General features: G+C 60.5%; 28 protein-coding genes, 6 tRNA genes and 1 pseudogene. 16 read left to right on the top strand and 19 right to left on the bottom strand.

The annotated features are described in order from the left end of the window. Positions 1 to 15 precede the first annotated feature (15 nt). Together ylqF and msrB are read right to left on the bottom strand one after the other, a co-directional pair. A complete protein-coding gene (gene ylqF / locus CSAL_RS06850) occupies positions 16 to 975 on the bottom strand; it encodes a ribosome biogenesis GTPase YlqF (protein ID WP_011506650.1) in 960 nt (319 codons plus the stop codon). Positions 976 to 1,100: 125 nt separating this feature from the next. Beyond that, entirely contained in the window at positions 1,101 to 1,502 is a 402-nt protein-coding gene (gene msrB / locus CSAL_RS06855; protein WP_011506651.1) for a peptide-methionine (R)-S-oxide reductase MsrB, read from the bottom strand. A gap of 202 nt (positions 1,503 to 1,704) precedes the next feature. Here msrB and CSAL_RS06860 point away from each other — a divergent pair. The 11 genes from CSAL_RS06860 to CSAL_RS06910 all read left to right on the top strand — a co-directional run bounded on the left by CSAL_RS06860 (position 1,705) and on the right by CSAL_RS06910 (position 6,475). After that, a tRNA-Glu gene (locus CSAL_RS06860) sits at positions 1,705 to 1,780 on the top strand. 23 nt (positions 1,781 to 1,803) lie between these two features. Beyond that, positions 1,804 to 1,878 (top strand) — tRNA-Gly (locus tag CSAL_RS06865). A gap of 162 nt (positions 1,879 to 2,040) precedes the next feature. Continuing rightward, positions 2,041 to 2,116, top strand: a tRNA-Glu gene (locus CSAL_RS06870). Between the two features lie 41 nt (positions 2,117 to 2,157). After that, positions 2,158 to 2,232 (top strand) — tRNA-Gly (locus tag CSAL_RS06875). Between the two features lie 22 nt (positions 2,233 to 2,254). Then, positions 2,255 to 2,330, top strand: a tRNA-Glu gene (locus CSAL_RS06880). 232 nt (positions 2,331 to 2,562) lie between these two features. After that, positions 2,563 to 3,525 carry an ABC transporter ATP-binding protein gene (locus CSAL_RS06885; protein ID WP_011506652.1) on the top strand — a complete coding sequence of 321 codons (963 nt, stop codon included), beginning with the start codon at positions 2,563 to 2,565 and terminating at the stop codon, positions 3,523 to 3,525. Further along, positions 3,522 to 4,295, top strand: coding sequence for an ABC transporter permease (locus tag CSAL_RS06890; RefSeq protein ID WP_011506653.1), 774 nt, complete (start codon positions 3,522 to 3,524; stop codon positions 4,293 to 4,295). Before CSAL_RS06885 ends, CSAL_RS06890 begins: the two co-directional genes overlap by 4 nt. A 1-nt stretch (position 4,296) precedes the next feature. Beyond that, complete coding sequence (gene queF / locus CSAL_RS06895) at positions 4,297 to 5,130, top strand: NADPH-dependent 7-cyano-7-deazaguanine reductase QueF (RefSeq protein WP_011506654.1); 834 nt, start codon at positions 4,297 to 4,299, stop codon at positions 5,128 to 5,130. Positions 5,131 to 5,213: 83 nt separating this feature from the next. Then, complete coding sequence (locus CSAL_RS06900; RefSeq protein WP_011506655.1) at positions 5,214 to 5,774, top strand: nitroreductase family protein; 561 nt, start codon at positions 5,214 to 5,216, stop codon at positions 5,772 to 5,774. Positions 5,775 to 5,800: 26 nt separating this feature from the next. Further along, positions 5,801 to 6,280, top strand: a complete 480-nt coding sequence (locus tag CSAL_RS06905; protein ID WP_011506656.1) for a YiiD C-terminal domain-containing protein — start codon at positions 5,801 to 5,803, stop codon at positions 6,278 to 6,280. A 107-nt stretch (positions 6,281 to 6,387) separates the two neighbouring features. Further along, positions 6,388 to 6,475: transfer RNA gene (locus CSAL_RS06910), tRNA-Ser, on the top strand. A 92-nt stretch (positions 6,476 to 6,567) separates the two neighbouring features. On the opposite strand, the gene CSAL_RS06915 is transcribed toward CSAL_RS06910, so the two are convergent. From CSAL_RS06915 to CSAL_RS06960, 11 genes are all read right to left on the bottom strand, one after another. Then, positions 6,568 to 7,734, bottom strand: coding sequence for an Arm DNA-binding domain-containing protein (locus CSAL_RS06915; protein ID WP_011506657.1), 1,167 nt, complete (start codon positions 7,732 to 7,734; stop codon positions 6,568 to 6,570). A 140-nt stretch (positions 7,735 to 7,874) separates the two neighbouring features. Continuing rightward, positions 7,875 to 8,090, bottom strand: a complete 216-nt coding sequence (locus CSAL_RS06920; RefSeq protein ID WP_043558124.1) for a hypothetical protein — start codon at positions 8,088 to 8,090, stop codon at positions 7,875 to 7,877. Between the two features lies 1 nt (position 8,091). After that, positions 8,092 to 8,388, bottom strand: a complete 297-nt coding sequence (locus CSAL_RS06925) for a hypothetical protein (RefSeq protein ID WP_043558128.1) — start codon at positions 8,386 to 8,388, stop codon at positions 8,092 to 8,094. Further along, on the bottom strand, positions 8,378 to 8,596 hold the full coding sequence (locus CSAL_RS06930) for a TraR/DksA family transcriptional regulator (RefSeq protein ID WP_043558132.1): 219 nt from the start codon (positions 8,594 to 8,596) through the stop codon (positions 8,378 to 8,380). Before CSAL_RS06930 ends, CSAL_RS06925 begins: the two co-directional genes overlap by 11 nt. A 3-nt stretch (positions 8,597 to 8,599) precedes the next feature. Beyond that, the gene (locus CSAL_RS06935) at positions 8,600 to 8,998 is read right to left on the bottom strand and encodes a DUF7673 family protein (protein WP_011506659.1); all 399 of its coding nucleotides are present in this window, start codon (positions 8,996 to 8,998) and stop codon (positions 8,600 to 8,602) included. A 20-nt stretch (positions 8,999 to 9,018) separates the two neighbouring features. Next, entirely contained in the window at positions 9,019 to 11,685 is a 2,667-nt protein-coding gene (locus CSAL_RS06940) for a toprim domain-containing protein (protein WP_011506660.1), read from the bottom strand. A 57-nt stretch (positions 11,686 to 11,742) separates the two neighbouring features. Then, positions 11,743 to 12,135, bottom strand: a complete 393-nt coding sequence (locus CSAL_RS06945) for a hypothetical protein (RefSeq protein ID WP_011506661.1) — start codon at positions 12,133 to 12,135, stop codon at positions 11,743 to 11,745. Between the two features lie 17 nt (positions 12,136 to 12,152). Further along, a complete protein-coding gene (locus CSAL_RS06950) occupies positions 12,153 to 12,416 on the bottom strand; it encodes an ogr/Delta-like zinc finger family protein (RefSeq protein WP_011506662.1) in 264 nt (87 codons plus the stop codon). Continuing rightward, entirely contained in the window at positions 12,416 to 12,601 is a 186-nt protein-coding gene (locus CSAL_RS17180; RefSeq protein ID WP_083831085.1) for a hypothetical protein, read from the bottom strand. The genes CSAL_RS06950 and CSAL_RS17180 overlap by 1 nt, the downstream gene beginning before the upstream one ends. Before the next feature lie 37 nt (positions 12,602 to 12,638). Then, entirely contained in the window at positions 12,639 to 12,842 is a 204-nt protein-coding gene (locus CSAL_RS06955; RefSeq protein ID WP_011506663.1) for a hypothetical protein, read from the bottom strand. A gap of 40 nt (positions 12,843 to 12,882) precedes the next feature. Continuing rightward, positions 12,883 to 13,098 carry a hypothetical protein gene (locus CSAL_RS06960; RefSeq protein ID WP_011506664.1) on the bottom strand — a complete coding sequence of 72 codons (216 nt, stop codon included), beginning with the start codon at positions 13,096 to 13,098 and terminating at the stop codon, positions 12,883 to 12,885. Positions 13,099 to 13,140: 42 nt separating this feature from the next. On the opposite strand from CSAL_RS06960, the gene CSAL_RS17405 reads away from it, so the two are divergent. Beyond that, a complete protein-coding gene (locus tag CSAL_RS17405; protein ID WP_148266803.1) occupies positions 13,141 to 13,464 on the top strand; it encodes a hypothetical protein in 324 nt (107 codons plus the stop codon). On the opposite strand, the pseudogene CSAL_RS06970 reads toward CSAL_RS17405, so the two are convergent. Continuing rightward, positions 13,397 to 13,729, bottom strand: a pseudogene (locus CSAL_RS06970) (hypothetical protein); the annotation flags it as partial. The gene CSAL_RS17405 and the pseudogene CSAL_RS06970 sit on opposite strands and share 68 nt — an antisense overlap. Before the next feature lie 62 nt (positions 13,730 to 13,791). Here CSAL_RS06970 and CSAL_RS16900 point away from each other — a divergent pair. Genes CSAL_RS16900 through CSAL_RS06980 form a run of 3 tightly spaced genes read left to right on the top strand, consistent with a single transcriptional unit; the run spans position 13,792 to position 16,504 of the window. Next, positions 13,792 to 14,475 carry an XRE family transcriptional regulator gene (locus CSAL_RS16900; protein WP_011506666.1) on the top strand — a complete coding sequence of 228 codons (684 nt, stop codon included), beginning with the start codon at positions 13,792 to 13,794 and terminating at the stop codon, positions 14,473 to 14,475. Between the two features lie 47 nt (positions 14,476 to 14,522). After that, positions 14,523 to 15,299, top strand: a complete 777-nt coding sequence (locus CSAL_RS17410; RefSeq protein WP_011506667.1) for a hypothetical protein — start codon at positions 14,523 to 14,525, stop codon at positions 15,297 to 15,299. Continuing rightward, the gene (locus CSAL_RS06980) at positions 15,299 to 16,504 is read left to right on the top strand and encodes a DGQHR domain-containing protein (RefSeq protein ID WP_011506668.1); all 1,206 of its coding nucleotides are present in this window, start codon (positions 15,299 to 15,301) and stop codon (positions 16,502 to 16,504) included. Before CSAL_RS17410 ends, CSAL_RS06980 begins: the two co-directional genes overlap by 1 nt. Before the next feature lie 15 nt (positions 16,505 to 16,519). On the opposite strand, the gene CSAL_RS06985 is transcribed toward CSAL_RS06980, so the two are convergent. From CSAL_RS06985 to CSAL_RS06995, 3 genes are all read right to left on the bottom strand, one after another. After that, positions 16,520 to 17,332 carry a DNA adenine methylase gene (locus CSAL_RS06985; RefSeq protein ID WP_011506669.1) on the bottom strand — a complete coding sequence of 271 codons (813 nt, stop codon included), beginning with the start codon at positions 17,330 to 17,332 and terminating at the stop codon, positions 16,520 to 16,522. Positions 17,333 to 17,396: 64 nt separating this feature from the next. Beyond that, on the bottom strand, positions 17,397 to 18,677 hold the full coding sequence (locus tag CSAL_RS06990) for a Y-family DNA polymerase (protein ID WP_011506670.1): 1,281 nt from the start codon (positions 18,675 to 18,677) through the stop codon (positions 17,397 to 17,399). Continuing rightward, on the bottom strand, positions 18,674 to 19,114 hold the full coding sequence (locus CSAL_RS06995) for a LexA family protein (protein ID WP_011506671.1): 441 nt from the start codon (positions 19,112 to 19,114) through the stop codon (positions 18,674 to 18,676). Before CSAL_RS06995 ends, CSAL_RS06990 begins: the two co-directional genes overlap by 4 nt. Positions 19,115 to 19,265: 151 nt before the next feature. On the opposite strand from CSAL_RS06995, the gene CSAL_RS07000 reads away from it, so the two are divergent. Beyond that, a complete protein-coding gene (locus CSAL_RS07000) occupies positions 19,266 to 19,619 on the top strand; it encodes a LexA family protein (RefSeq protein ID WP_011506672.1) in 354 nt (117 codons plus the stop codon). A 632-nt stretch (positions 19,620 to 20,251) separates the two neighbouring features. On the opposite strand, the gene CSAL_RS07005 is transcribed toward CSAL_RS07000, so the two are convergent. Next, positions 20,252 to 21,268, bottom strand: coding sequence for a phage late control D family protein (locus CSAL_RS07005; RefSeq protein WP_011506673.1), 1,017 nt, complete (start codon positions 21,266 to 21,268; stop codon positions 20,252 to 20,254). After that, on the bottom strand, positions 21,265 to 21,708 hold the full coding sequence (locus CSAL_RS07010; protein ID WP_011506674.1) for a phage tail protein: 444 nt from the start codon (positions 21,706 to 21,708) through the stop codon (positions 21,265 to 21,267). The genes CSAL_RS07005 and CSAL_RS07010 overlap by 4 nt, the downstream gene beginning before the upstream one ends. Between the last annotated feature and the right edge of the window lie 8 nt (positions 21,709 to 21,716).

Below are 21,716 nucleotides of genomic sequence, written 5' to 3' on the forward strand. Positions count from 1 at the left end.
CGGGTGGGCGTGACCTCAAGCGGAAGGCGGTGCGTCCGTGGCAGTCTCGGGGTCGCTTTCCTCGGGGAGAGGGATGTCGTCCGGGGTTTCCAGCGTGAGGCGTCCGAGCTTGCCGTCGCGCAGCTCATGCAGCAACACCTCGGCGCCGCGATGCATGTCGACGATGCCGCCGGCGCGCAGGCCGCCACGCTTGCTGGCGATGGCCTCGACGATGGCCTGGCCATCGAAGCCGGCGAGTGCCAGCAGGTCGCGATGTGGAGGGCCATCGGCCTCGACGCTGCCGGCATCGGGGTTGGGAGCGTAGCTGGGCAGCGTCTTGAGCTTGTAGCGTGCCTTGAGGGCCTCGGGATAACGCTTGGCCAGTTCGGCGGCGGCGACGATGGCGACGTCGCTGTATTCCATGGCGGTATCGCGAATCGCGCCGCTGGCCGCCAGGCGGTAGGCGCTGGCCTGGTCCTCGATCTTCGGCCACAACACCCCCGGGGTGTCGATCAGGGCGACGCGGCCATCCAGACGAATCTTCTGCTGACGCTTGGTGACCGCCGGTTCGTTGCCGGTCTTGGCGATTTTCTTGCCGGCCAGGCCGTTGATCAGGGTCGACTTGCCGACATTGGGAATGCCCATCACCATCACGCGCACGTCACGGTCGGCACGCACATGACCGGCCAGTTCGTGACACAGGGCGGGAATCCGCTTCAACTCGCGCGCCTGGGTGGTGGTGACCGCCAGGGCACGGGTGTCCGGACGCTCATTGAAATAGGCCACCCAGCGCTCGGTCTGTTCGGGGTCGGCCAGATCGGCCCGCGAGAGTACCTTGAGCACCGGCTTGTGCTCGGTCAGTTCGGCCAGCATGGGGTTGGCGCTGGAGTAGGGCAAGCGGGCGTCGAGGACCTCGAGCACCACGTCGATCTCCGGCAGCGCCTCCTTTATCTGGCGGCGGGCCTTGTGCATGTGTCCGGGATACCAACCCAGCATCGTCTCTCTCCAGCTCGCAACAAACGGCCGCCCATGGTAGCAGAGCGAGGCCCGCTAGCGGAGTGGCGGCCGCGATGAATCGCACCTCGGGCGAGCGATTCATCGGCGAGGGGAAGCGCCAGAGATCACTCCCCGGGATGGAAGTCGAGCGATACCGAATTGATGCAGTAACGCAGCCCCGTGGTGTCTTGAGGTCCGTCGGGAAACACATGACCCAGGTGCGAGTCGCAGCGACGGCATGTCACTTCGATGCGGCGCATGCCGTGTGACGTGTCCAGATGCTCCTCGATACTCGCATCGGCCAGCGGACGATCGAAGCTGGGCCAGCCACAGCCGGCATCGAACTTGTGCTCGTTCTCGAACAGCGGCGCTCCGCAACAGACGCAGTGGTAGATGCCTTGTTCGTCGGAGACCTGGTAGTCGCCGGTGAACGGGCGCTCGGTGCCTTTTTCGCGCGTCACCCGATACTGCTCGGGGGTCAGCTGCTGTTGCCACTCGTGTTCGCTTTTCTGGACTTTCTCGCTCATGGTCGACTCCTGTTGCTTGTGGCGCGGTCATCGTGACGATCACCGCGATACGCCATGCTTCGGGGCCCACGGGAATGGGCGTTGTCTGGTCAATGACATGGGGGCATGGCAGCGACAAGAAAAGGGTGTCGAGACAGAGGGTTGACACCCAAGGGGGTGCCCAGTAATATACGCCGCACCTCGACGAGGCGAGTGACGACACGTCCCATTCGTCTAGTGGCCTAGGACACCGCCCTTTCACGGCGGTAACAGGGGTTCGAACCCCCTATGGGACGCCAACTCACCTCGTGTGGCTGGAAATGCGGGAATAGCTCAGTGGTAGAGCATCGCCTTGCCAAGGCGAGGGTCGCGAGTTCGAATCTCGTTTCCCGCTCCAAAACTTGGTAGTGTTGGATCGGTCAATGAAGGTCGCGAGCTGGAACGCCAGCCCGGTCGGATCTCGTTTCCCGCTCCAGAATTTGGAAATAGAGGTATGGTAGGCGAGGGTCGCAAGCTGGAATGCCAGCCCAGTCGAATCTCGTTTCCCGCTCCAAAATGCGTCCCATTCGTCTAGTGGTCCAGGACACCGCCCTTTCACGGCGGTAACAGGGGTTCGAACCCCCTATGGGACGCCACTTCCAGTCAGTACGAGGCAGCAGTACGGTGTCATTGTGATGCGGGAATAGCTCAGTGGTAGAGCATCGCCTTGCCAAGGCGAGGGTCGCGAGTTCGAATCTCGTTTCCCGCTCCAAATACACCTCCCCCCGATTTACGTCCCATTCGTCTAGTGGTCCAGGACACCGCCCTTTCACGGCGGTAACAGGGGTTCGAACCCCCTATGGGACGCCACTCTTGTCGTTTCGCTTTTGATCTCGATGCTTGCCTTGCGGTCCACGCATGAGGGCGAATGCCCGTGATGTGGGGTGTCCAAGCGGTTGAACGTCACGCGTCGAGCGCGTCAGGCGGGACGGCCGGTAGCGCGGGACGTTGATTTTTCACGATATGCCCGCACTATTTGCTTTCTTTGCAAAGTATTTTCTTCGTAACGCTTTCTTCGAATATCAAGAATTGGGTGCGCCAGATGGCAGAACCAGCACTGTCCATCCGCGGGCTGACCAAGGTCTACGGTAATGGCTTCAATGCCCTCAAGGGCATCGATCTCGACGTCGCCGAAGGCGACTTTTTTGCGCTTCTCGGTCCCAATGGGGCGGGCAAGTCGACGACACTGGGCATCGTCTCGTCCCTGGTGCAGAAGACGGCCGGCAGCGTGAGCGTGTTCGGTATCGATATCGACCGCGACTTCGCCAAGGCCAAGTATCACCTCGGCGTGGTGCCGCAGGAATTCAACTTCAACCAGTTCGAGAAGGTCGAGGACATCGTCCTGACCCAGGCGGGCTATTACGGCATGCCGATGCGCGAGGCCAAGCCGCGCGCCGAGCAGCTGCTGCGCGATCTCGGTCTGTGGGACAAACGCAAGGGGAGTGCGCGCATGCTCTCCGGCGGCATGAAGCGCCGCCTGATGATCGCGCGTGCCTTGATCCACCGCCCGCGCCTGTTGATTCTCGACGAGCCGACCGCCGGGGTGGATATCGAGTTGCGCCGCAGCATGTGGGAGTTCATGCAGCGGATCAATCGTGAGGGCACCACTATCATCCTCACCACGCACTATCTGGAAGAGGCCGAGAGCCTGTGCCGCAACATCGCCATCATCAACCACGGCGATATCGTCCAGAACACCAGCGTGCGTGACCTGCTGGCCCAGCTCAACACCGAGACCTTCCTGCTCGATCTGGCCCGGCCGGTCGAGACCGCGCCGGAACTGGAAGGCTTCAGCGTGGAACGTGTCGACGCCACGCAACTGGCGCTGTCGGTCGAGCGTGGCCAGCGCCTCAACGACGCCTTCGCGCAATTCTCCGCGCAGGGCTTCGAAATCGTCTCGATGCGCAATCGCGCCAACCGCCTGGAGGAAATGTTCGTGTCGATGGTCGAGCACGCCAATGCCGAAAGCGGCCGGTCCACCGACAAGGTGGAGGTGCGCTCATGAATGCCTGGCAGACCTGGATCGCGCTTTGGACCCTGGTGACCAAGGAAGTGCGCCGCTACATGCGCATCTGGCCGCAGACGCTGCTGCCGCCTTCGATCACCATGACCATGTACTTCATCATCTTCGGCAACCTGATCGGCTCGCGCATCGGGCCTATGGACGATATCCCCTACATCGATTACATCGTGCCCGGTCTGATCATGATGGCGGTGATCACCAACAGCTACTCCAACGTGGCCTCGAGCTTCTTCTCCAACAAGTTCCAGCGCAGCGTCGAGGAGATGATGGTCTCGCCGATGCCCAACTGGGTGATTCTCGCCGGTTTCGTGATCGGCGGTGCATCGCGCGGCCTGGCCGTGGGCTTGATCGTCACCGTGGTCTCGATGTTCTTCACCGACCTCTCGATTCACCATCCTTGGGTGACCATCGGGGTGGTGATCATGACGGCGTTGCTGTTTTCCATCGGCGGGTTCATCAATGCCCTGGTGGCACACAAGTTCGACGACATCTCGATCGTGCCGATCTTCGTGCTGACGCCGCTCACCTATCTGGGCGGGGTGTTCTACTCGATCAACATGCTGCCGGACTTCTGGCAGGGCGTGTCGATGGTCAATCCCATTCTGTACATGGTCAACGCCTTCCGCTACGGCATTCTCGGGGTCTCGGACATCCCGGTCGGCGGAGCGCTGGTGGCCATCGCGATCTTCATCGTCGTGTTCTTCGCGGTGGGGCTGTGGATGCTCGACCGCGGCAAGGGGATCCGGAGCTGACATGAGCGAACGTGACAAAACCCTCGAGCATGCGCCGCTGGGTCGCGAGTCCGCGTATCCCGAACACTACGACGCCGGCCTGCTGTTTCCCATTCCCCGGCAGGCCAACCGCGCGCCGCTGGGGCTCGATGATGCCGCGCTGCCGTTCGAGGGCGAGGATGAGTGGCACGCCTTCGAGCTTTCCTGGCTCGACGCGAAGGGCAAGCCGATCGTCGCCGTGGCCCGGTTCCGGCTGCCCGCCGACTCCCCCTCGCTGATCGAGTCGAAGTCCTGGAAGCTGTACCTCAACAGCTTCAACCAGACGCGCTTCGACAGACGCGAGGCGGTGATCGACACGCTCGAGCGTGACCTGGCCCAGGCGGCGGGCGCGTCGGTGGCGGTGGCCCTGTTCGGCGTCGAGGACGATGCCCTGATGCCCCGAGCGCTGCCCGGCGAGTGCCTGGACGATCTCGACGTGAGCATCGAGTACTACACGCCGACTCCTGGGCTGCTTGAAGTCGGCGAAGAGATCGTCGAAGAAACGCTGCACTCGCACCTGCTCAAGTCCAATTGCCCGGTGACCGGCCAGCCCGACTGGGGCAGCGTGCTGATTCGGTATCGCGGCCCCCGGCTGGAGCGCGATGCCCTGCTGAAGTATCTGATCTCCTACCGGCAGCATCAGGACTTTCACGAGCACTGCGTCGAGCATCTGTTCGTGGATCTCATGGCGCGGGCCAGGCCGGAGCGGCTGCTGGTCATGGCGCGCTACGTGAGGCGCGGCGGGCTGGATATCAGCCCCTGGCGGGGTACGCCCGGCGAGCGGCCGCCCACGCCACTCCGGCTGGCGCGTCAGTGAGCGTGCAAACTGACGCCATGCATTGAACACCGGCGGCTTCGGCCGCACATCATTACCCTATTCAGACGGCCAAGGAGATGTTCATGGATGCCATGACCTTACTGCACGAGCGCAGCTCGATGGGGAAACTGGCCGCGCCCGCCCCCGACCGCGATCAACTGGATGCACTGTACCGTGCCGCCTTGCGTGCGCCCGATCACGACGCCCTGACGCCATGGCGGTTCATCGAGTTTTCCGGGGAAGGGCTCGACCGGCTGGGCGAGCTATACGCCAAGGCCGAGCAGCGTCTCAATCCGCACATCGACGACGGCCATCTCGACGCCGCGCGCAAGAAGCCCAAGCGTGCGCCGATGATCATCGCGGTGATCGCCAAGGTCACGCCCGATCACCCCAAGGTGCCGCGTATCGAACAGCTGCTTTCCGCCGGTTGCGCGGCGCATGGCATCCTGCTCGCGGCGCAGGCGCAAGGCCTGGGCGCCATGTGGCGCACCGGCCACTACGCCTTCGACCCCACGGTGCGTGAAGGCCTCGGCCTCGCCGAAGACGACGAGCTGGTCGGCTTTCTGTACCTCGGTCAGATGGGCGGGCGCCACAAGCCGCTGCCCGAACGCGATCCGAGTGACTTCGTCGAGCGCTGGTCGTGAACGCTACGCCACGCCGTCCGGGGGTGATGCATCCCCGATTGCCGTTGCCCGAGGCCAGCGACGGAGACGACCTCGGAGGCTTCCTCGCCTGGTTGCGCGAGGCGATCCCACAGGTTACGCATTACGGCATTCACTCGCCCGCCTGGGACGCGACGACGCTCCACTGGAAAGTCGCGCTGGATGCCAACCTCAATGACAAGGGCACCGGCTTCGGCGGCGCGCTCGCCGGCGAAACCACCTTGCTCGGCTGGTGCTGGACGACGCTATGGCTACGCGCCCGGGGCAGAGCGCAAGACGTGGTGATCGCCGAAGGCCAACAGCGTTTTCTCGCCCCCGTCACCACGGACTATCACATGCAGTGTTTCCCTCTCGAAGCCGATGGCATTGCCCGCCTGGAAGCCTCGCTGGCGGAGAAAGAGCGAGGGCGCATCAAACTCGTTCAGCGCGTCTACTGCGGCGACACCCTCTGCATGGAAGCTCAAGGCAGTTACGCGGTACTCAAGTGATTCCCCGCCGAGACGGAAAATCGCTTGCAAAACAGCACTTAGCTCGATAGTATGTGCGCCGTTCTGACGGACAAGGCCCAAGGCCATTCGGCGGAACGACAATTTACGGAGGGGTGTCCGAGTGGTCGAAGGAGCGCGCCTGGAAAGCGCGTAAGTCGAAAGGCTTCGAGGGTTCGAATCCCTCCCCCTCCGCCACAGAATTTTGAAGGGGAATCAACTACTTAAGTTGATTCCCCTTCTTCGTTTTTGGCCCTTGGGAACGGTTTTGGGAACAATTCTGGGAATGCTTATAGATCCAGAAGCTTCTCGATCATGGTCGGCACGTCCTGCCCGTCGGCATGAATCCACTTGCCATAGCGGCGCTGAATCATGGTGATGCTGGAGTGGCCAACGTGGTTGGCAATCCAGTGAAGCGGTACCACGCCCAGGGACAGCATCTGGCTGATGAAGGTGTGCCGGCACTGGTTCGGGCCGCGGTACCTCACTCCCGCCTTCTCCAGGTGAGTCTTCCAGAAGCGCTGACGGATGGCGTTCTCATAGAATGGCTTCCCGCTCAGCGAGTTCAGGAACACTAGTCGCAGCTTTTCTTGCCTGACGGTCCGGTTGTCTCGATCGACGACCTGGTAGGTTTGCGCCGGCAGGTTGCCGGTCAGCGCGAACTGTTCCTGGAGCGCCTCCCGGGCCGGCTTCAGTAGATGGTGCACCCGCGTCGATCGCTTGGTCTTGGTCACCTTGAAGCGTCCACGCACCACAGCACGCCGGTAGCGGATGATCCCCTTTTCGACATCGAGCACATCCTCCCACGCCAGGGCCTGGGCCTCCGAGATCCTGGGCCCGTCGTACATTGCGAATTTCATCAGGTTGAGCTCCTGGACCCGCTTTGTCGGCGTCTCGAGGATCTTGCGGATCTCGGCTTTCTCGAACGGATCGGGATCTTCGTCATCTGGAAGCCGGATGTTGATGCCCAGGGTAGGATCGAAGGCTTTCTTGTTGCGTGTGGCGTACAGCCGGAAGGTCTGCCGCATGATGCTGACGACCTCTTTGATCGTCTTGTTCGCCAGGTGCGTGGCCAGGTCCTTCTGAATCCAATCCTGCAGCTCGATGTGGTCGATGTCATCGGCCTGTTCGTTTCCCCAGCGCGGGCGAACGTGTGTCTCGGCCTTGGAAGCTATTCCCCGGTAGCTCGAGTAGGCCAGCTCGTTCTTCTTGATGGCCAGCCACAAGTCCAGATAGAAGCCGAAAGTGCTCTCGTGCAGCCGCCGTGATTCAGGAAAGTGCCTGGCATAGTCGAAGGTGCCGGCATCGATCTCGTAATTGATGATCGTGACCAGACGCCTGGCATGCTCAATGTTGCGCTCCGTGGCCTTACCTGGGAGCGGTTCCCGGCAGAGCTCCCCCTGCCAACGGAAGTAGACGCGCACGGTGTTGCCGCGCACCTCGACGCCGTCCGCCATAATATGCCTCCCCATAACTGTACTCTTATACAGTTTAAGGGAATCTTTAGGACTGTGGCAGGGGTGGAAGCACGGTGGTTTCTTTCCTTATACCGTTATCTAGCCGTCCGAAGAGTGCCGCCCAAGAGGGCGGCGGGCGATTAGTCCATGATCTCGTTGATGTCGTACTTGTTGAGCAGCCTACGACAGTTCTTCAGATCTTCCCGCGTCCGGGCAAGTTCTCGCTCAAGCACGTCGGCCGGTCTCGCTTGCCTTCGCTCCAGGTCGCGGATATAGCCACCCAGTCTCTCAATCTCGCCTGCTGAAAGGGGGCGATTACCGGCCATCGCGAGAATTTGGTCGATGTGACGTGGCATATTAGGCGTCTCCTTGGCGGCTTCGCAGACGCCAGCGCCCATAGCGCTGACGGATTGTTCGGAACATGGTAGCGGCCTGTTCCTGGTGATCCAGCGCGGCGCGGCTCTGGATACCGCAGGCGGCGCACAGCCAATCCCTTGCGTCTTGCTCATTGTGAGTACCGTCGGGCAGGTCCTGTTCGCTGAGCCCGAACTTGTGGCGCCGGCGGCGATCCAGGTAAAGCCGAAAGCGCGCGTCTCTGCACAGCATGGCGGCTTGGCGGGCCAGTGGCCCGCCTTTTACCGTTTCACCGTACATGCCGCCTCCGTTGCTCCCGGATGGATTGGCACTCGATGCAGGTTGTCGCCCAGGGCGCGGCTTCTCGGCGGGCGGCGGGGATCTCTTCGCCGCATTCCTCACACTCGGCGCGCGCCCAGTCGACGCCGGTCCAGGCTGACCTGGTGGCCAGTGCGTGTTCCAGGGTCTGTTCCATCAGTTCGGTGGCGCGGTCTGCGTTGTCGGCCATGGGTCAGTCCTCTCCGCGGGTTTCGATGAGTCGGAAGCGCTGCATCAAGCGATCGCCATTGGGCAGGTACTCGTGCAGCTCGCGGCGGGTGTAGGTGGCCCACTCGATGACGACCAGGGCAGCGTCCTGAAGGCTGCGGTCGATCGCGCGCAAGCGAGTGAGGTCGAAAGGCCACTCGGGCCCGTTGTAGATAGCGAGCAGCAGGCGGCGGCAATGGTGACTCTGGCCACTGTCGCCCTGGGCGACATCGACCAACCGGCTCAGTGCTGCAGCGCCGAGCTGCTCGACACGATCCAAGCGGCGCTTGGCATCGGCTTCGGCGAGGCGCATGGCCTCCAGGGTCTGGTGATTGCGTTCACGCAGACGCTGGGTGACACGCGGCATGCTTGGTGGGGTGGTCATCACAGGCTCCTTTTGTGGTTTCAGGCTTGAAATACCCAGCACTTCACGCTGGTATTGCCCAGGCGGATCTGGCTGCGGACAGTGCGGTTGGCATCGATGTACTTGCGGGTCTTGCTGGACTTCAGGTAGCGCTTGAGCTCGCGCACCTCGGGGATGCGCAGCTTGTAGTCGGCACAGCGGCGCTCGAAGTCCTTGAGGTTGATGGCGATCAGATCCGTGTTCTTGCCGTAGTGGTTGAGCACCGGCTCTTCGGAAAGCCCCTCGAGGTACTCGACCGCCTCCCAGAACTCGGCGACGAGCGGGTGGTCGGCGTTGATGGCTTGCTGGCGATCCCGCGCCATTTGCCACACGTGGCCACAGGCCTGGTCGATGGTCTGGGCGTCGAACAGGCCCAAGCCTTCGGGGCCGAGACAGTCCAGCAGCGCCATCAGTTGGCCGTGACACTTGGCGATGCGTAGCACCTTGATCTCGGGATCGTCGGTCAGTCGGTTGGCGTACTCGCGCGAGCGGGCATTGATCAGCTCGAGCAGGGCGCTTTCCCGCTTGGCCACGTCCAGAGCGAACTGGCTGACATGCTCGAGCTCGGCCTTCTCCAGGGCCTCGGCCAGTTCCTTGGTCTGGCGGGTCTGGCCCTCGCGGGTGAAGTGCAGGTGGCAGATGCGGGTCTGGATCGCCTCGCCGGCCTGTACCGGCGCGTTCTGGCTGATGACGATGCTGCCGCGGAAGGGCGGCTCGTAGGTTTCATTGCCGCTGCTCTTGACGCCGCGGGCACGGATCGAGCGACCGTTGAAGGCGGTCTTCAGCTCGTCCCAGTCGAACTGCTTCTGCTTGGCGCCGTCGCCCTGATCCCGGTCGGATTCGATCAGCACCACCGGCAGGTTGGCGACCTGGGCGAAGTTGCGGGAGCGAGCCGGCATGGTCGCCTTGCTGGGGTCGAACCCCTCATAGTCCCGCCGGCCGACCAGCTTCCACAGGAACTCGATCAGCGTGGACTTACCGGCGCCGGCTTCGCCGACGATCTCGAGAAAGGGGAAGCTGCCCTGGGCGGCGCGGATCTGCTCGGCGAGCAGACTGCCCAGCCAGTAGCCGGTGGCCACCACGCCCTTGGCACCGAAGGCACCCAGCAGCTGGCGCGTCCACGCGGTGCTGTAAGCGTCCCGATCCGGGTTCAGGTGCAGGATGACGGATTGGCTCAGCGTCTTGAGGTGTTTGCGTGGACCAAGCTCGAAATAGTCCTCGCTATTGATCGACACGACTTTACCGCCGGCCACGGCAAGATCGCCGAACACATAGGCCTCGTGCTCCTTGCTGTAGCCGATGTAGTCGATGGTCTCGACCGTCTTGATGTTGCCGATCTGGTCCTGGAGCAGGGTGTCGAGCTGCTGGCTGGTACCGGTCCATACCGCGCCCGGCGCCACGCCGAGAAGGCGCTTCTTGTACTCGCTGGCACTGGCCAGCTGGCCACCGCTGAAGGTGTTCTTCACCGGTGCCCGGCCATCGGGAAACTCGACGCGGTAGTAGTACCAACTCTCGTCGGTGACGGCGTTGGCCTGGTAGTACAGTGCCGTGGGGTAGCAGGTGCAGATGCGCTTCACGCTGCCGGCTTGTTCCAGCGCGGCATCACGGATCGCCGGGTTCAACTGCTCCTGGTCGCCGCCGTCCTCACCCTCGGCGCGTACCGCGCGGTCGAAGGCGTCGACGTCCAGCTTCCACCACCAGATTTGGCGCTTGTACTCGAACCAGCACTCGCGCCTCTCGGTGCGCTTGTAGAGGAGCAGTGCCTTGGCCATGGCCGACGGCGCCAATAGCAGGGCGCCGTGGTGGCGGTAGGTGGCATAGTGCTCGTCGGTCAGCTCGCCGCGCTGGTGCGCGTCGTTCCAGTCGTGCTTTCCACCGCCGGGGATCTGCGCGGCCTTGCATTCCCAGCCCTCGGCCCGGGCGCGGCGCACATGCTTGAGCGTGTTGTTTTGGCCGGCGCGGTTACTGTCCAGTGCCCACACCAGCGTCGGGCGCGCGGTGCCCGCGGCATGGGCGGCATCAGCCAGCCGTGCCAAGGCCACGCGGGGATAGTTGTAGCAACTCATCGCCGATACAGCGGCCTTGCCGTGGTGGTAATGGGCCGTGGCATCGAAGATGCCTTCCGTGATCCAGACCTCGCCGGCCTCCACCAGGTCGGCATCGGTCAGCGCCGGCGGCTGCCACCATTCGCCCTTGTACGGGCCGACGAAGTTGGCCTTCTGTTTGCCGAAGCGCTCAGGCTTGTCGAGCAGACGTTCCCAGTACGCGCCGCCGGGCAGGGCGAAGCGCACCGTGGCGGTACCGCCGATGCCCGGCTTCCAGTAGCTCTCCTGGGTGTACCAGCCGCGAATGCGCTCGAGATCGAAGCCGCGGCCATCGCGCAGGTAGCCATCGGCGACTGGCGAGCCACTCTCGGCGCGTTGTTCGGGCACGTCATAGCGTTCCGTCCAGCTATCGAACAGCTCCGGGAACAACGCTTTGACGTGGTGCTGCGCGCCGCAGTTGTTCTCCCGCCCACACTTGAGCATCCACGGCGACTCGGCGTTGATGAACGCCTCCCGCTTGCCGCAGTCGGGACACTGTACCTTTTGCAGGTACGGGCCCCGTTCTTCGGCCTGATAGTCGCGCGTCAAGCGCGCAAGAATGTCCTGGCGCAGCGATGGATTCACGCTGGGCCTCCTTTTGCTCATGAATAGAGAACGCGGTGAAGGGCGGTGGCTACCGCTTCAGTACTCGAGGACGACGGGGCGCCGGCGCTCGCGATCGACCACCACGGCACGCTCTTCCTGACGGGCCTGGGTCAGCACGTGCATCAAGTCGGTCACGGTGAATACAACCGGACGTCCGCCCTCGGTGCGCAGCACCACCACGTGGGGCGTACACGCGTCGATATCGATACGGGCGACCTGGTTGGTGGACTCCAGGTCGGCATAGGCCTGTATGGCCACCAGTTCGGCGTTTGCCTCAGTCATGTCGTGATCGACGATGAGGTGCTCGATGCAATTCGCCAGAGCGTTGACGCGGTTCTCCCAGCGATCCCGGAGTAGGCGGCCGGCAGCGATGTTGTGCGCGTCTTTGTGCGGGGCGAGGGTGGTCACATTGTTGGCTGTGCTTTTCATGATGCTGTTCTCCGGTATCAGCCGTTGGCGGCGTGGGCTTGTTTGGTGATCAGGTCCCGCAGGCGTGGCACTAACGGCAAGGCCACGGTCGGGTTGGGGATATCGCTGGGTGCGATGGTGTGCGTGATCTCGATCGACGCTTTGCCGCGCCAGCCGCAATCCTCGTTGCGGCACTCGAAGACCGCCTCGCGGTACACCGGCGTGAGCCCCTGGCTCTTGCGAACGCGCAGGTTCACGCCGCAATGCGGGCACGGGATGCGGTGGCGGTTCTGTACGGTCATCAATGTTTCCTCCCTGCGGGGTAAAGGGCGCGGCCACGTCCTGTCAGCTCTTGCGCGCCGCGGCGGATTCGCCGGCGCAGCAGCCATTCCGCGGCCTGCTCGCGACTTTCCAGCCCTTGTTGATCACGGATGGCGTCGAGCACGTCTTGTAGCTGTGGGTCGAGCTCCATCGCTTTTTCCGGCATGAAGCACCTCGAATGCACGGTGGATGTGGTGCTGGGCTCAGCTCGCGCAGGCGGCGATAGTGTCGGCAAGCACGGCGAGGTCGACGCCGAGCACCTCGCGCGCCTCCTTCATCATCATCTGGCGCATGACCTCGGCTTTGGGTACGCCCAGGTAGTTGGCCAGCGCGGTGATGACGTCGGCTTCGTACTGGTCCAGATAGACGGTGGCCTTGGTGCGAACGCGTTTCGGGTCCTGGTACATGGCGGAGTTCCTTATGCGGCAATGCAGGACGATGGAGAGATCAAGATCGAGCGGCCTGCTCGGTTTCGGCGTCGTACTGCTCGATGCCCTTGATCATCAGCAGGCGAGACGTCGCGGAGAGCGAGCGCATTTCCAACTCGGCAATGCTCTCCAGGCGCTGCCGCTCGGTTTCCGTCAGGTGGGTCATCACCGGGCGATTGCAGCCTTTGGGCGCGCGACTCACGGTGGGCGACATGATGGTGTCGGGATGGCTCATAGGTTAGGCTTCCTAAATAGAGTGAAAGACAAAGGCGGCGTCATGGCAGTGGATGCAAAACGGCTTTGGAGGCTGCTTCACGAGCTGCCTAGCGATCAGGCGCTGGCAATTGGGGATTTGTTTGCACTGGGCTGCCTGCTGCGCCTGCAGGGGCATCGTGAAGAGGGCAGTAAGTCCTGTCGTACTGCGCTCAAGGCGCTGAAGGGCAGTGGCCCTGCCAGCTACTTTGATGCCTTGATGGCGGCTTTGCCGGGCAACGAGTCCCGTTTTGTCAGCCAGATCAACGCCCATAACGAGATCAAGCGCCTTGTACAGCGACAGGCTGAGGAGAACGCGAATCTTCCGTCAGCCGAGTGCGAAGGGTGATCGGGTGATGCATCCGGTGTTCGCGGAAACGTGCGAGATCGGCGCCGGCGGTTTCCTTGTCGAGCGTCTCGGGACGCATCAGCGTTCCGCCCAGGCTCGCCGGATCGGCATCCTCCAGGGCAACGGGAAAGCCCTGCTCGTTGAGGTAGCGGCCGAGGATGTGAAGGAGCGAGGTCTTGCCCGAGCCGGTGACGCCGGAGATCTCGATCTTGATGGCCCGAGCGTCTCGGGCCTGGGTAGCAACAGAGGTGGCCATGGCAGTGGCTCCCTTGTGATGTGAAAACCAGTGAAAGACTGCAAATCAATACTGGTTCATGAATGTGAACCATGTCAAGTATATATGGTGCTGATTTGAGAACCGTTGGCGAGCGTATCAAAGGGGAGAGAAAGCGGTTAGGCCTTAGTCAGACCGCGTTTGCGAACCTTGCGGGTGTCGGGAAGACGACCCAGATCAACTATGAAAAGGGCACTCGTAACCCCGACACGGAATACCTCGCGGCTCTCGATAGCGCGGGTGTCGACGTGTATTACGTGCTGACTGGGCGTAAGAGCAGCGGTGGTTCCTCCGACGTGCAGGCACCAGTTGAAGAACCCCTGGATGGCTATTCACCTGTGCCGATGTACGACATCGAGGCCGCTGCCGGCGCAGGGCGCCTCATCGAGCACGAGAACATCGAAAGCACCCTCTATTTCCAGACCCAGGCGCTATCCGCCGAGGGGCTGGATCCCGCGCACCTGATCGGCGCCAAGGTCCGCGGCGACTCCATGGGCAGCACACTCCAGGACGGCGATCGGGTGATCGTCGACTGCAGCCAGCGCACGCCGGATGGCGTGTTCTTGCTTCGCGTGGGGGAGGAATACCGCATCAAGCGCGTGCAACGCGTCGCGGGTGGAGCCTGGTTGCTGATCAGCGACAACCACGCTTACGAGAAAGAGATGATCAAGCCCGACGAGATGCAGGACGTGGAGATTCTGGGTCGGTGCCGGGTCAGGATTGGGCGGGTTAGTTGATGCCTGAATTTAAGTATAAAGGACTGTTCCATTGAGGTGTTTTACGCATGGATGGGAATGAGGGTTTAGGGGCTGTCATTGGAGGTGTCAGTTTTCTTTATATTATTTTGGTTATAGCGCTTTTGATTGGTGCTTTTTTTCTGAGATATGGTGCCTGTATGTGGCTTTGGTTAAGGCAGTGGTGGACAACAAAAGCTGAATATTATGTCCTGGCCTTTGCAGACAAAGTCCCAGTTCTAAACAGCTTGTGTTTTTTTCCCATTAGCAGTCATAAAAAGGCCTTGAAAAAATTTGGTGTTCTCTGGCTTTTAACAACTTCGCCTGTGTTCTTGTCAGTTGCCTTATCAGAGGTTCCTGATGGTTCGGGCGCTCTAATGGAAAAGTTTTTTTCCAAGCTTCAGGAGGGATTGTCAGTTTCGGAGCTTTTTGTTTACTCGGCTTCCTTTTTGACGCCGCTTATATATATTATTTATGAGAAATTTCAGGAAGCAGAAGATAATGCTGATTTTTCTGAGAAGTTAAGAGATGCTTTTAAAGTCTTTAGAGGATATCAGCTAATGTCTTTTTTGGCTGTGGTTTCTCTTATGATTACTGTGGTTGGGTTTGCGGCGGTCAAAACAGATTTGGGGAGTTTTAAGAGCACTTTTCTTCATGCGTTTTTAGTGGGTAACGCGCTTTATATATATCTTTTTTCTCTTTTTTGTTGGTACCTTTCATTACTGGATGGTTTTGGTGGTGGCAGGGGTTTTTTTCGTCGCAAGGAAACTAGTGAAAAGCAATTTCAAAGTGATTTTTCTGACAGGTTAAGGAAGACCGAGGGTTGATGATGAGTGATTTTAATTTAAAGATCCCAGTTCTAAAAGTCGAGCAGCCCATCGGCACCTTCTTTGTCGCTGGTATCAGAGCTAGAGACTTGGTCGAGATTTCCTATTCAGACGTCCGTCGCTTGGCAGAAGATCAGCGTGACTTAGAGAAATATCTAGGTATCCAGCGACCAGTTAGTAAAAGAAGAATAAATGAGATAAAGAAGTATATTGAGGGTGATGACTCTACTTTCCCTACAGCAGTGGTTCTTGCTGTTGATGAAAAATGTGTCGTGCTGGAGAAGGTTACGGATGAGTTCTACTACTTGTCACTTTCTGCATATTATCCTGAGGAAGGGATAGACGAAGACCCAATTCCTAAAGGAAAGATTGCAAAAGTGATTGATGGTCAGCATCGGATTGCTGCTTTCATGGATGAAAATGATAACTGGACATTTGATGACTGGGCGAGAATTTTTGATATAAATGTATCTATCTTTGTCGGTGCGGATGTCGCTGAGCAAGCAAATATATTTGCCACTGTAAACCTTGCTCAAACCAAGGTTAATCGAAGTTTGGTGTATGATTTAACTGAGCTGGCAAAAACGGATAGTCCATTCAAGACCTGCCATAATGTGGCAGTTGTTTTAGATGGTGAGCCTACTAGTCCTTTTTTTGAGAGAATAAAAAGGCTTGGTACTGCTACGCCGGGAAGGAAGCGCGAACCATTAACTCAAGCTGCATTTGTAGAATCGTTAGTGCGATTTATATCCGCCGACCCTGTAGTGGATAGAAATATGCTTATTGAGGGTAAGCGGCCACGGAGAGCGGATCATGCTGAGTTGTTAAATCGTCCTTTTAGGAATCTTTTTTTAGATGGTAAAGATTTGGATATTGCAGAGATAGTTTATAATTATTTTGAGGCGGTAAAAAGTAAGTGGCCTAACTCGTGGGAGAGGCTGGATGTGACTGGGAACCTGCTTCCTAAGTCTAATTCTTTTAAAGCTTTGATGAAGTATTTGAAAGAAGATGTATATTTGACTGCTGTGGGTGATGATATAGGTAGAATTCCCAGTAAAGAAGAATTTTTGCCCTTTTTTGATGGTATCGAGCTTAAGGATGAAGACTTTACCGCTCGTAATTTTGTCCCGGGTAGTGGTGGACAGGCAATGTTTCTTAAGCTGCTGAGGGGGCAAGTGAAGCTAGAGGATATCGTAGAAGAGTGATAGGGCTGCTGGGTTTTAGGCCCAGCAGCTTATTGTAAGCTCTTCATATTTTCCTCTGTGCTCGCTTTTTCCAGACAGCACGCTACTTCTAGTTAGTGTGCTGTGGTTAACATAGTCTTTGTAAAGGTCTAGTATGGAGTCATGGTTCGCGTTGGTGAGCAAAACCTTGGCTCCTCTGTCCGTAGCACGATCGATGGCATGCTTTAACCTGACCTGATCATCCCACGAGAATAGCTTCTCGTTGTATTTCACGAAGCCGTTGCAGTTGTGCTTGACGGTGTAAGGAGGGTCGACAAATACAAAGTCGTTTTCCTGTGCCGCATCAACGATCTCTTCAAAATCGGAGTGCGTGATCACAGAGCGGCGGAGCAGTTTTGCGGTTTCCCGGAAGTTGTCGGTATCAAGCACCACGTTGCTCTTGGTTCCTTTCGGCACGTTGAACTTTCCCGAAAGGTTGACGCGATAGAGACCGTTCCAGCAGGTTCGGTTCAAATAGATCATGCGCGCGGCGATCTCTTCCTGCTTAGTCGGCGTCTGGGCGCGCATGAAGTAGTAAAACTCTTCGGAGTGCTGCTCGTGGTAGCTTTTGAGCAGGTTCTCCACCATGCGATTCCGGTTCCTCAGGGCACGATATGTCGTGATGAGCTCCTGGTTAGCATCGGATAGCAAGGCCTGCTGAGGCTGCAAATGGAAAAACACTGAGCCGCTTCCGAGAAAGGGCTCAATGTAGGTATTGAACTCAGTGGGGAAGATCTCAGGATGATCGCGGACCAACCACCTTTTACCCCCGGCCCACTTCAGAAAGGGCAGTACGATCTGCTCTGACATCTCATCATCCTGACACGAAATTCTGGCCGCTATGATACGTGGACCGTGGATCCGGCGCCATGGCCTAACGGGTCGCAATGCGAGGCAATTCTCGCCACTGCGTTGTCCACCGTGGCGTGCGGTGCGCGCAGCGTAGGTGCCAGGCGGCGTTCTGGCGTGGCACGCCCAGGCGCACAGTGCCCTTGCCCATCTTCCCGTTGAGCGCGTCCAAGGCGGCCATTAGCTTGTGGTCGCGTTCGCGCTGGGCTTCCCGCTCGGGGGTATCGAGTAGTGAGAGCTGCTCGCGGTTGGCGTCCACCAGGTCGAGCAGCATCACGCCGCCCTTCATGAATCGGTACCCACGGCGATAGATCGTCTCGAGCCCTTGGCGGGCGGCGGCGAGGATCGGCCGGCTGTCGTCGGTGGGCTCGGGCAGCTCTATGACGATGCTGGGCGAGTACTGGGGCAGGTCGGGCCGGTGACGGTTAGTCTTGAGGAAGACGAGCACGGCGCGAGCGTGGCTGTCCTGCCGGCGCAGTTTCTCGGCGCCGCGTTGGGCGTGCTGACGGATGGCGTCCTGCAGGTCGCCCAGGTCGCCAGTGAGGCGGCCGAAGGATCGCGAGGTCATGATGCGATCACGGGGCCGATCGGCGTCGTGGAGCTCAATGCAGGGCGTGCCCTGAAGCTCGCGCACGGTGCGCTCGAGTGTGACGGAGAAGCGTTGGCGGATGGCTTTGGGATCGGCCTGTCGGAGATCCCAGGCGGTCTTGATGCCCTGGAGAGCGAGCCGTTCAACAAGCCGCTGGCCCACGCCCCAGATGTCCCCCAGGGCGGTGTGCTCGAGTAGACGGCGAGTGTCATCACCGTTGGCATGCATGACGCAGGTACCGCCGTACTCCGGCAGCTTTTTGGCGGCGCGGTTGGCTAGCTTGGCCAGGGTACGGGTGGGTGCAACGCCCACGCAGACGGGGATGCCGGTGAATTGGCGCACGTTGCGGTAGAGCGTGCGGGCCAAGGCCTGGGTGGTGGCGGCGTCGAAGCCGTCGAAGCGCACGAACATCTCGTCGATGGAGTAGGGCTCGACGCCGGCGGAGAACTCCTCGAGGACTTCACGCACCCGGGCGCTCATGTCGCCATAGAGCTCGTAGTTGGACGAGAGCAGATGGATGCGGCCTTGGTTTACCCACTCCTGCAGCTCGAAGGCTGGGGTGCCCATCTCGACGCCCAGAGCCTTGAGTTCGTTGGAGCGGGCGATCACACAGCCGTCGTTGTTCGACATCACCCCCACCGGTACGCCCTCTAGCCGTGGTTGGAAGACGCGCTCGCAGCTGACGTAGAAGTTGTTGCAGTCCACGAGCCCAATCATACGACGAACTCGTGGATGACCGAGCGCACCACCCCCCATACCTGGCACTCGATGTTGGCAAGCGGAATCGGCGCGTACTGGAAGTTGCCAGAGCACAGGTAGGGCCGCCGGCCAATTATCTCATATCGCTTCACGATCACTTCGCCGTCGACCAGGGCGACGACGATATGACCGGGCTTCGCGTCTATGGAGCGGTCCACCACCAGGGTGTCACCGTCCTGGATGCCAAAGTCGACCATGCTGTCGCCGGCGACGGTCATGAAGAAGGTGGCTGCAGGGCGTTTCACCAGCCGCTCGTTGAGGTCGAGCGTGCGACCGACGTAGTCCTCCGCCGGTGAGGGGAAGCCGGAGATACCGGCGCGGATGGTAACCAGCGGATGGGGCAAGGCGCGGTATGGCGGCGCCGGGTGCGGATGGCGGATCTCGGGATCGCGCATGGCGGTGCCTCTTGTCAAAAGCTGTTTGTTTATACAGTATTCGACAGTAACGCACCCTTAGGCAAACGCTAATATGACAAACTCTAGGGAGCGCAGGTGGCCGGGCCCGGCATGGCGCGGCGGGTAGCAGGATCCGAATGGCAGGGACGACATGCGAGTGAACTACCTCGGCCCGGCGATGCTGGGTATCAAACACCCCGCGCTGGAAGGCTACGACCTCTCCGGCTTTCCCCCGAGCTGCTATGTGGTCGAGGTGAGCGAAGAAGCCGGCGTGAACGGCCCGCTGATGGAAGGTGACCTGCTGGTTGTCGATGAGCAGAAGCCCGCCGGGCACGCGGATCTGGTGGTAGTGGACCTGGAAGGTGAGCAGCGGCTCTTCAAGAGCCATCGCATCGGCGGACGCTTGCGCCTGATGCCGACCGTCGGCCCCAAGGAATCGCTATGGGCTAGACGGTCGGATCTACGGGGTGTGGTGGTGAGCCAGGCGCGGCGGTATGGGTGGTGAGAAAAGAATGCCCCGGCTACGTTTGGCCGGGGCTCCCACTCAGGCTGCTTGCCTACAGTGTGGACAGGCGACTTCGCCATCGCCATCACACTCTTCGCATGAGCTGCGACCGCTGCCGTCGCATTCACCACAGAATGGGTTTTCACCTTCGCACTCGCTGCACACGACGTTGCCTTGTCCGCCGCAGTTCCTGCATTCCACGGCCTCTGATCCACCACAAGTCAGGCAGGCATCTTCCTCAATTTCCCCCAGCCCGTTGCAGACCCTGCATTCGATGGTCCCATCCCCCGCACATCGAGAGCAGTGTTCCGGGCCTACCAAGCCCTCTCCATCACAGGTTGTGCAGCTTCTAGCTTTTTCGGCCTCTATATCGTGAGTAAGCCCCAAGCCGTCACAACTAGGGCATTTCACTTCAGAATGACCCCCATTACATTCAGGACAGGGGATTTCCCCCTCACCGTTGCACTGCATACAAGTCTTCATCGGCTCTTCCTCTCCAAGTGCGATTGGCTCATGAGAACGCCTGCAGTCTGACCGGCCAAACGTGACAGCAGCCATGTGTGTGGCGCACTAGCCATAGCTCGGGGCGGCCTATAGAAAGATCAAGGGGAGGGAGCTTTCGAGCTTGGTGGCTATGTCTCAGCCGCGCCCCCCCTCACCTCACACTGCACCCGCGTGCCAAAGCCATTGTCATCGAGTGAATCTTCCACTTCTGTGACCAACCAGGGCGTGGCGTCGATGTCTGGTTTGAAGCCGCTGGCCGTGAGTGGCGACTCGGGAAGGATATCGGCGCGTCCGTAGGCGAGGGTGATCTTGAAAGTGGCTTCGCCGCGTTGCACGCGCCGCCATTCGGCTTTGGCGGCGTCCAGGGCGTCGGCCTCGGTGGCGTAGGTGGGGCGCAGTTCCTTGGCATCTTCGTCGCTGCCGGCGATGACACGCTGGCGCTTGGCGTTTGCCTTGTCGTTCCAGTAGGCGATGACGCCGGTATAAGTGTCGCGATCGGTGGCGCTGTAGCGGTGCCGATCGCCATCGCGTCGGGTGAGGGTGACGGACGGCATGGCCAGGCCGCTGGCCGTCAGGGCTTCGCCGGCCTGGGTGAATAGCAGCCGAGCGGCTTTGACGGTGGCCACGGCATCGAAACGTTCGCCCAGGCGGGTGAGGAAGTTCAGGTCGCTCTCTTCGGTCTGGTCGATGTGGCCGATGCGGATGCCGCGCACGGTGTCGCCGACCACCGGCTCGAGGGTGTGGCGCTTGGCGATGGTGTCGATGATCTCGCCGACGGTGATGTCGTGCCAACTGCGGCTGCGCTTGCCCGGCAGGCGGCCGCGCATGTCGGCGCTGCGCGCGCGGATGGTGATCTGGTCCGGCGTGCCGCTGTGCTGGACTTCGTCCACGGTGAACAGCCCCTTGTCGATCAGGCCGTCATCCTGCCAGCCGTAGGCGACGCGCAGGGACACGCCGCGCCTCGGTAGCGCGAGCGCGCCATCGTGGTCGGAGAGGGTAAGATCCAGTTGATCGGCCTCGAGGCCGCGTTGTGAGCGCAGGCGCAGGCGGATCAAACGGCCGTTGATCCTGGGCGTAATGTCTTGCTCATCGAGCGTGATGCGATAGCTGGGGCGCCGGTAGCGGCGCTCGGCGTTGTCATTCATGCGAAGGCCCCCGCGAGTCGTGCGAGGGTAGAGGTGGTGAGATCACCCATCAGGTCGGTGCGTTGATCGTCGACGTGCTCGAGCGTCATCGTGAACTCGATCTTGGCCGCGGCGCCGTCACGGAAAAACGCGCTCGAGGTTTCATCGACCTTGGTGATCACCCACAGGCCGTACTGCCGGCCCGTGCCCTCGACCAGCGGCCACGCCTGGCCCTTGTCGGCCATATCGCGAATCTCGTCCAGATCCAGCCGGCCGCCGGTGAATTCGGGCAGCAAGGTGCCGCTGAGGGTAATGGTATCGCTCCCTTGGCCGATAAACTGGTACGCAGGTCGATCCCCGACGCGCGATTGGCTAGCGTGCCGCCATTCGGTGGCGCGCTTGAGCTGCTGGTAGGGGACGCTACCGACTTCGAATACGAACATTCCAAGGGCCATTAGCATGGAGATTC

Origin of the sequence: Chromohalobacter israelensis DSM 3043, assembly GCF_000055785.1 — a bacterium.
GTDB lineage: Bacteria > Pseudomonadota > Gammaproteobacteria > Pseudomonadales > Halomonadaceae > Chromohalobacter > Chromohalobacter israelensis.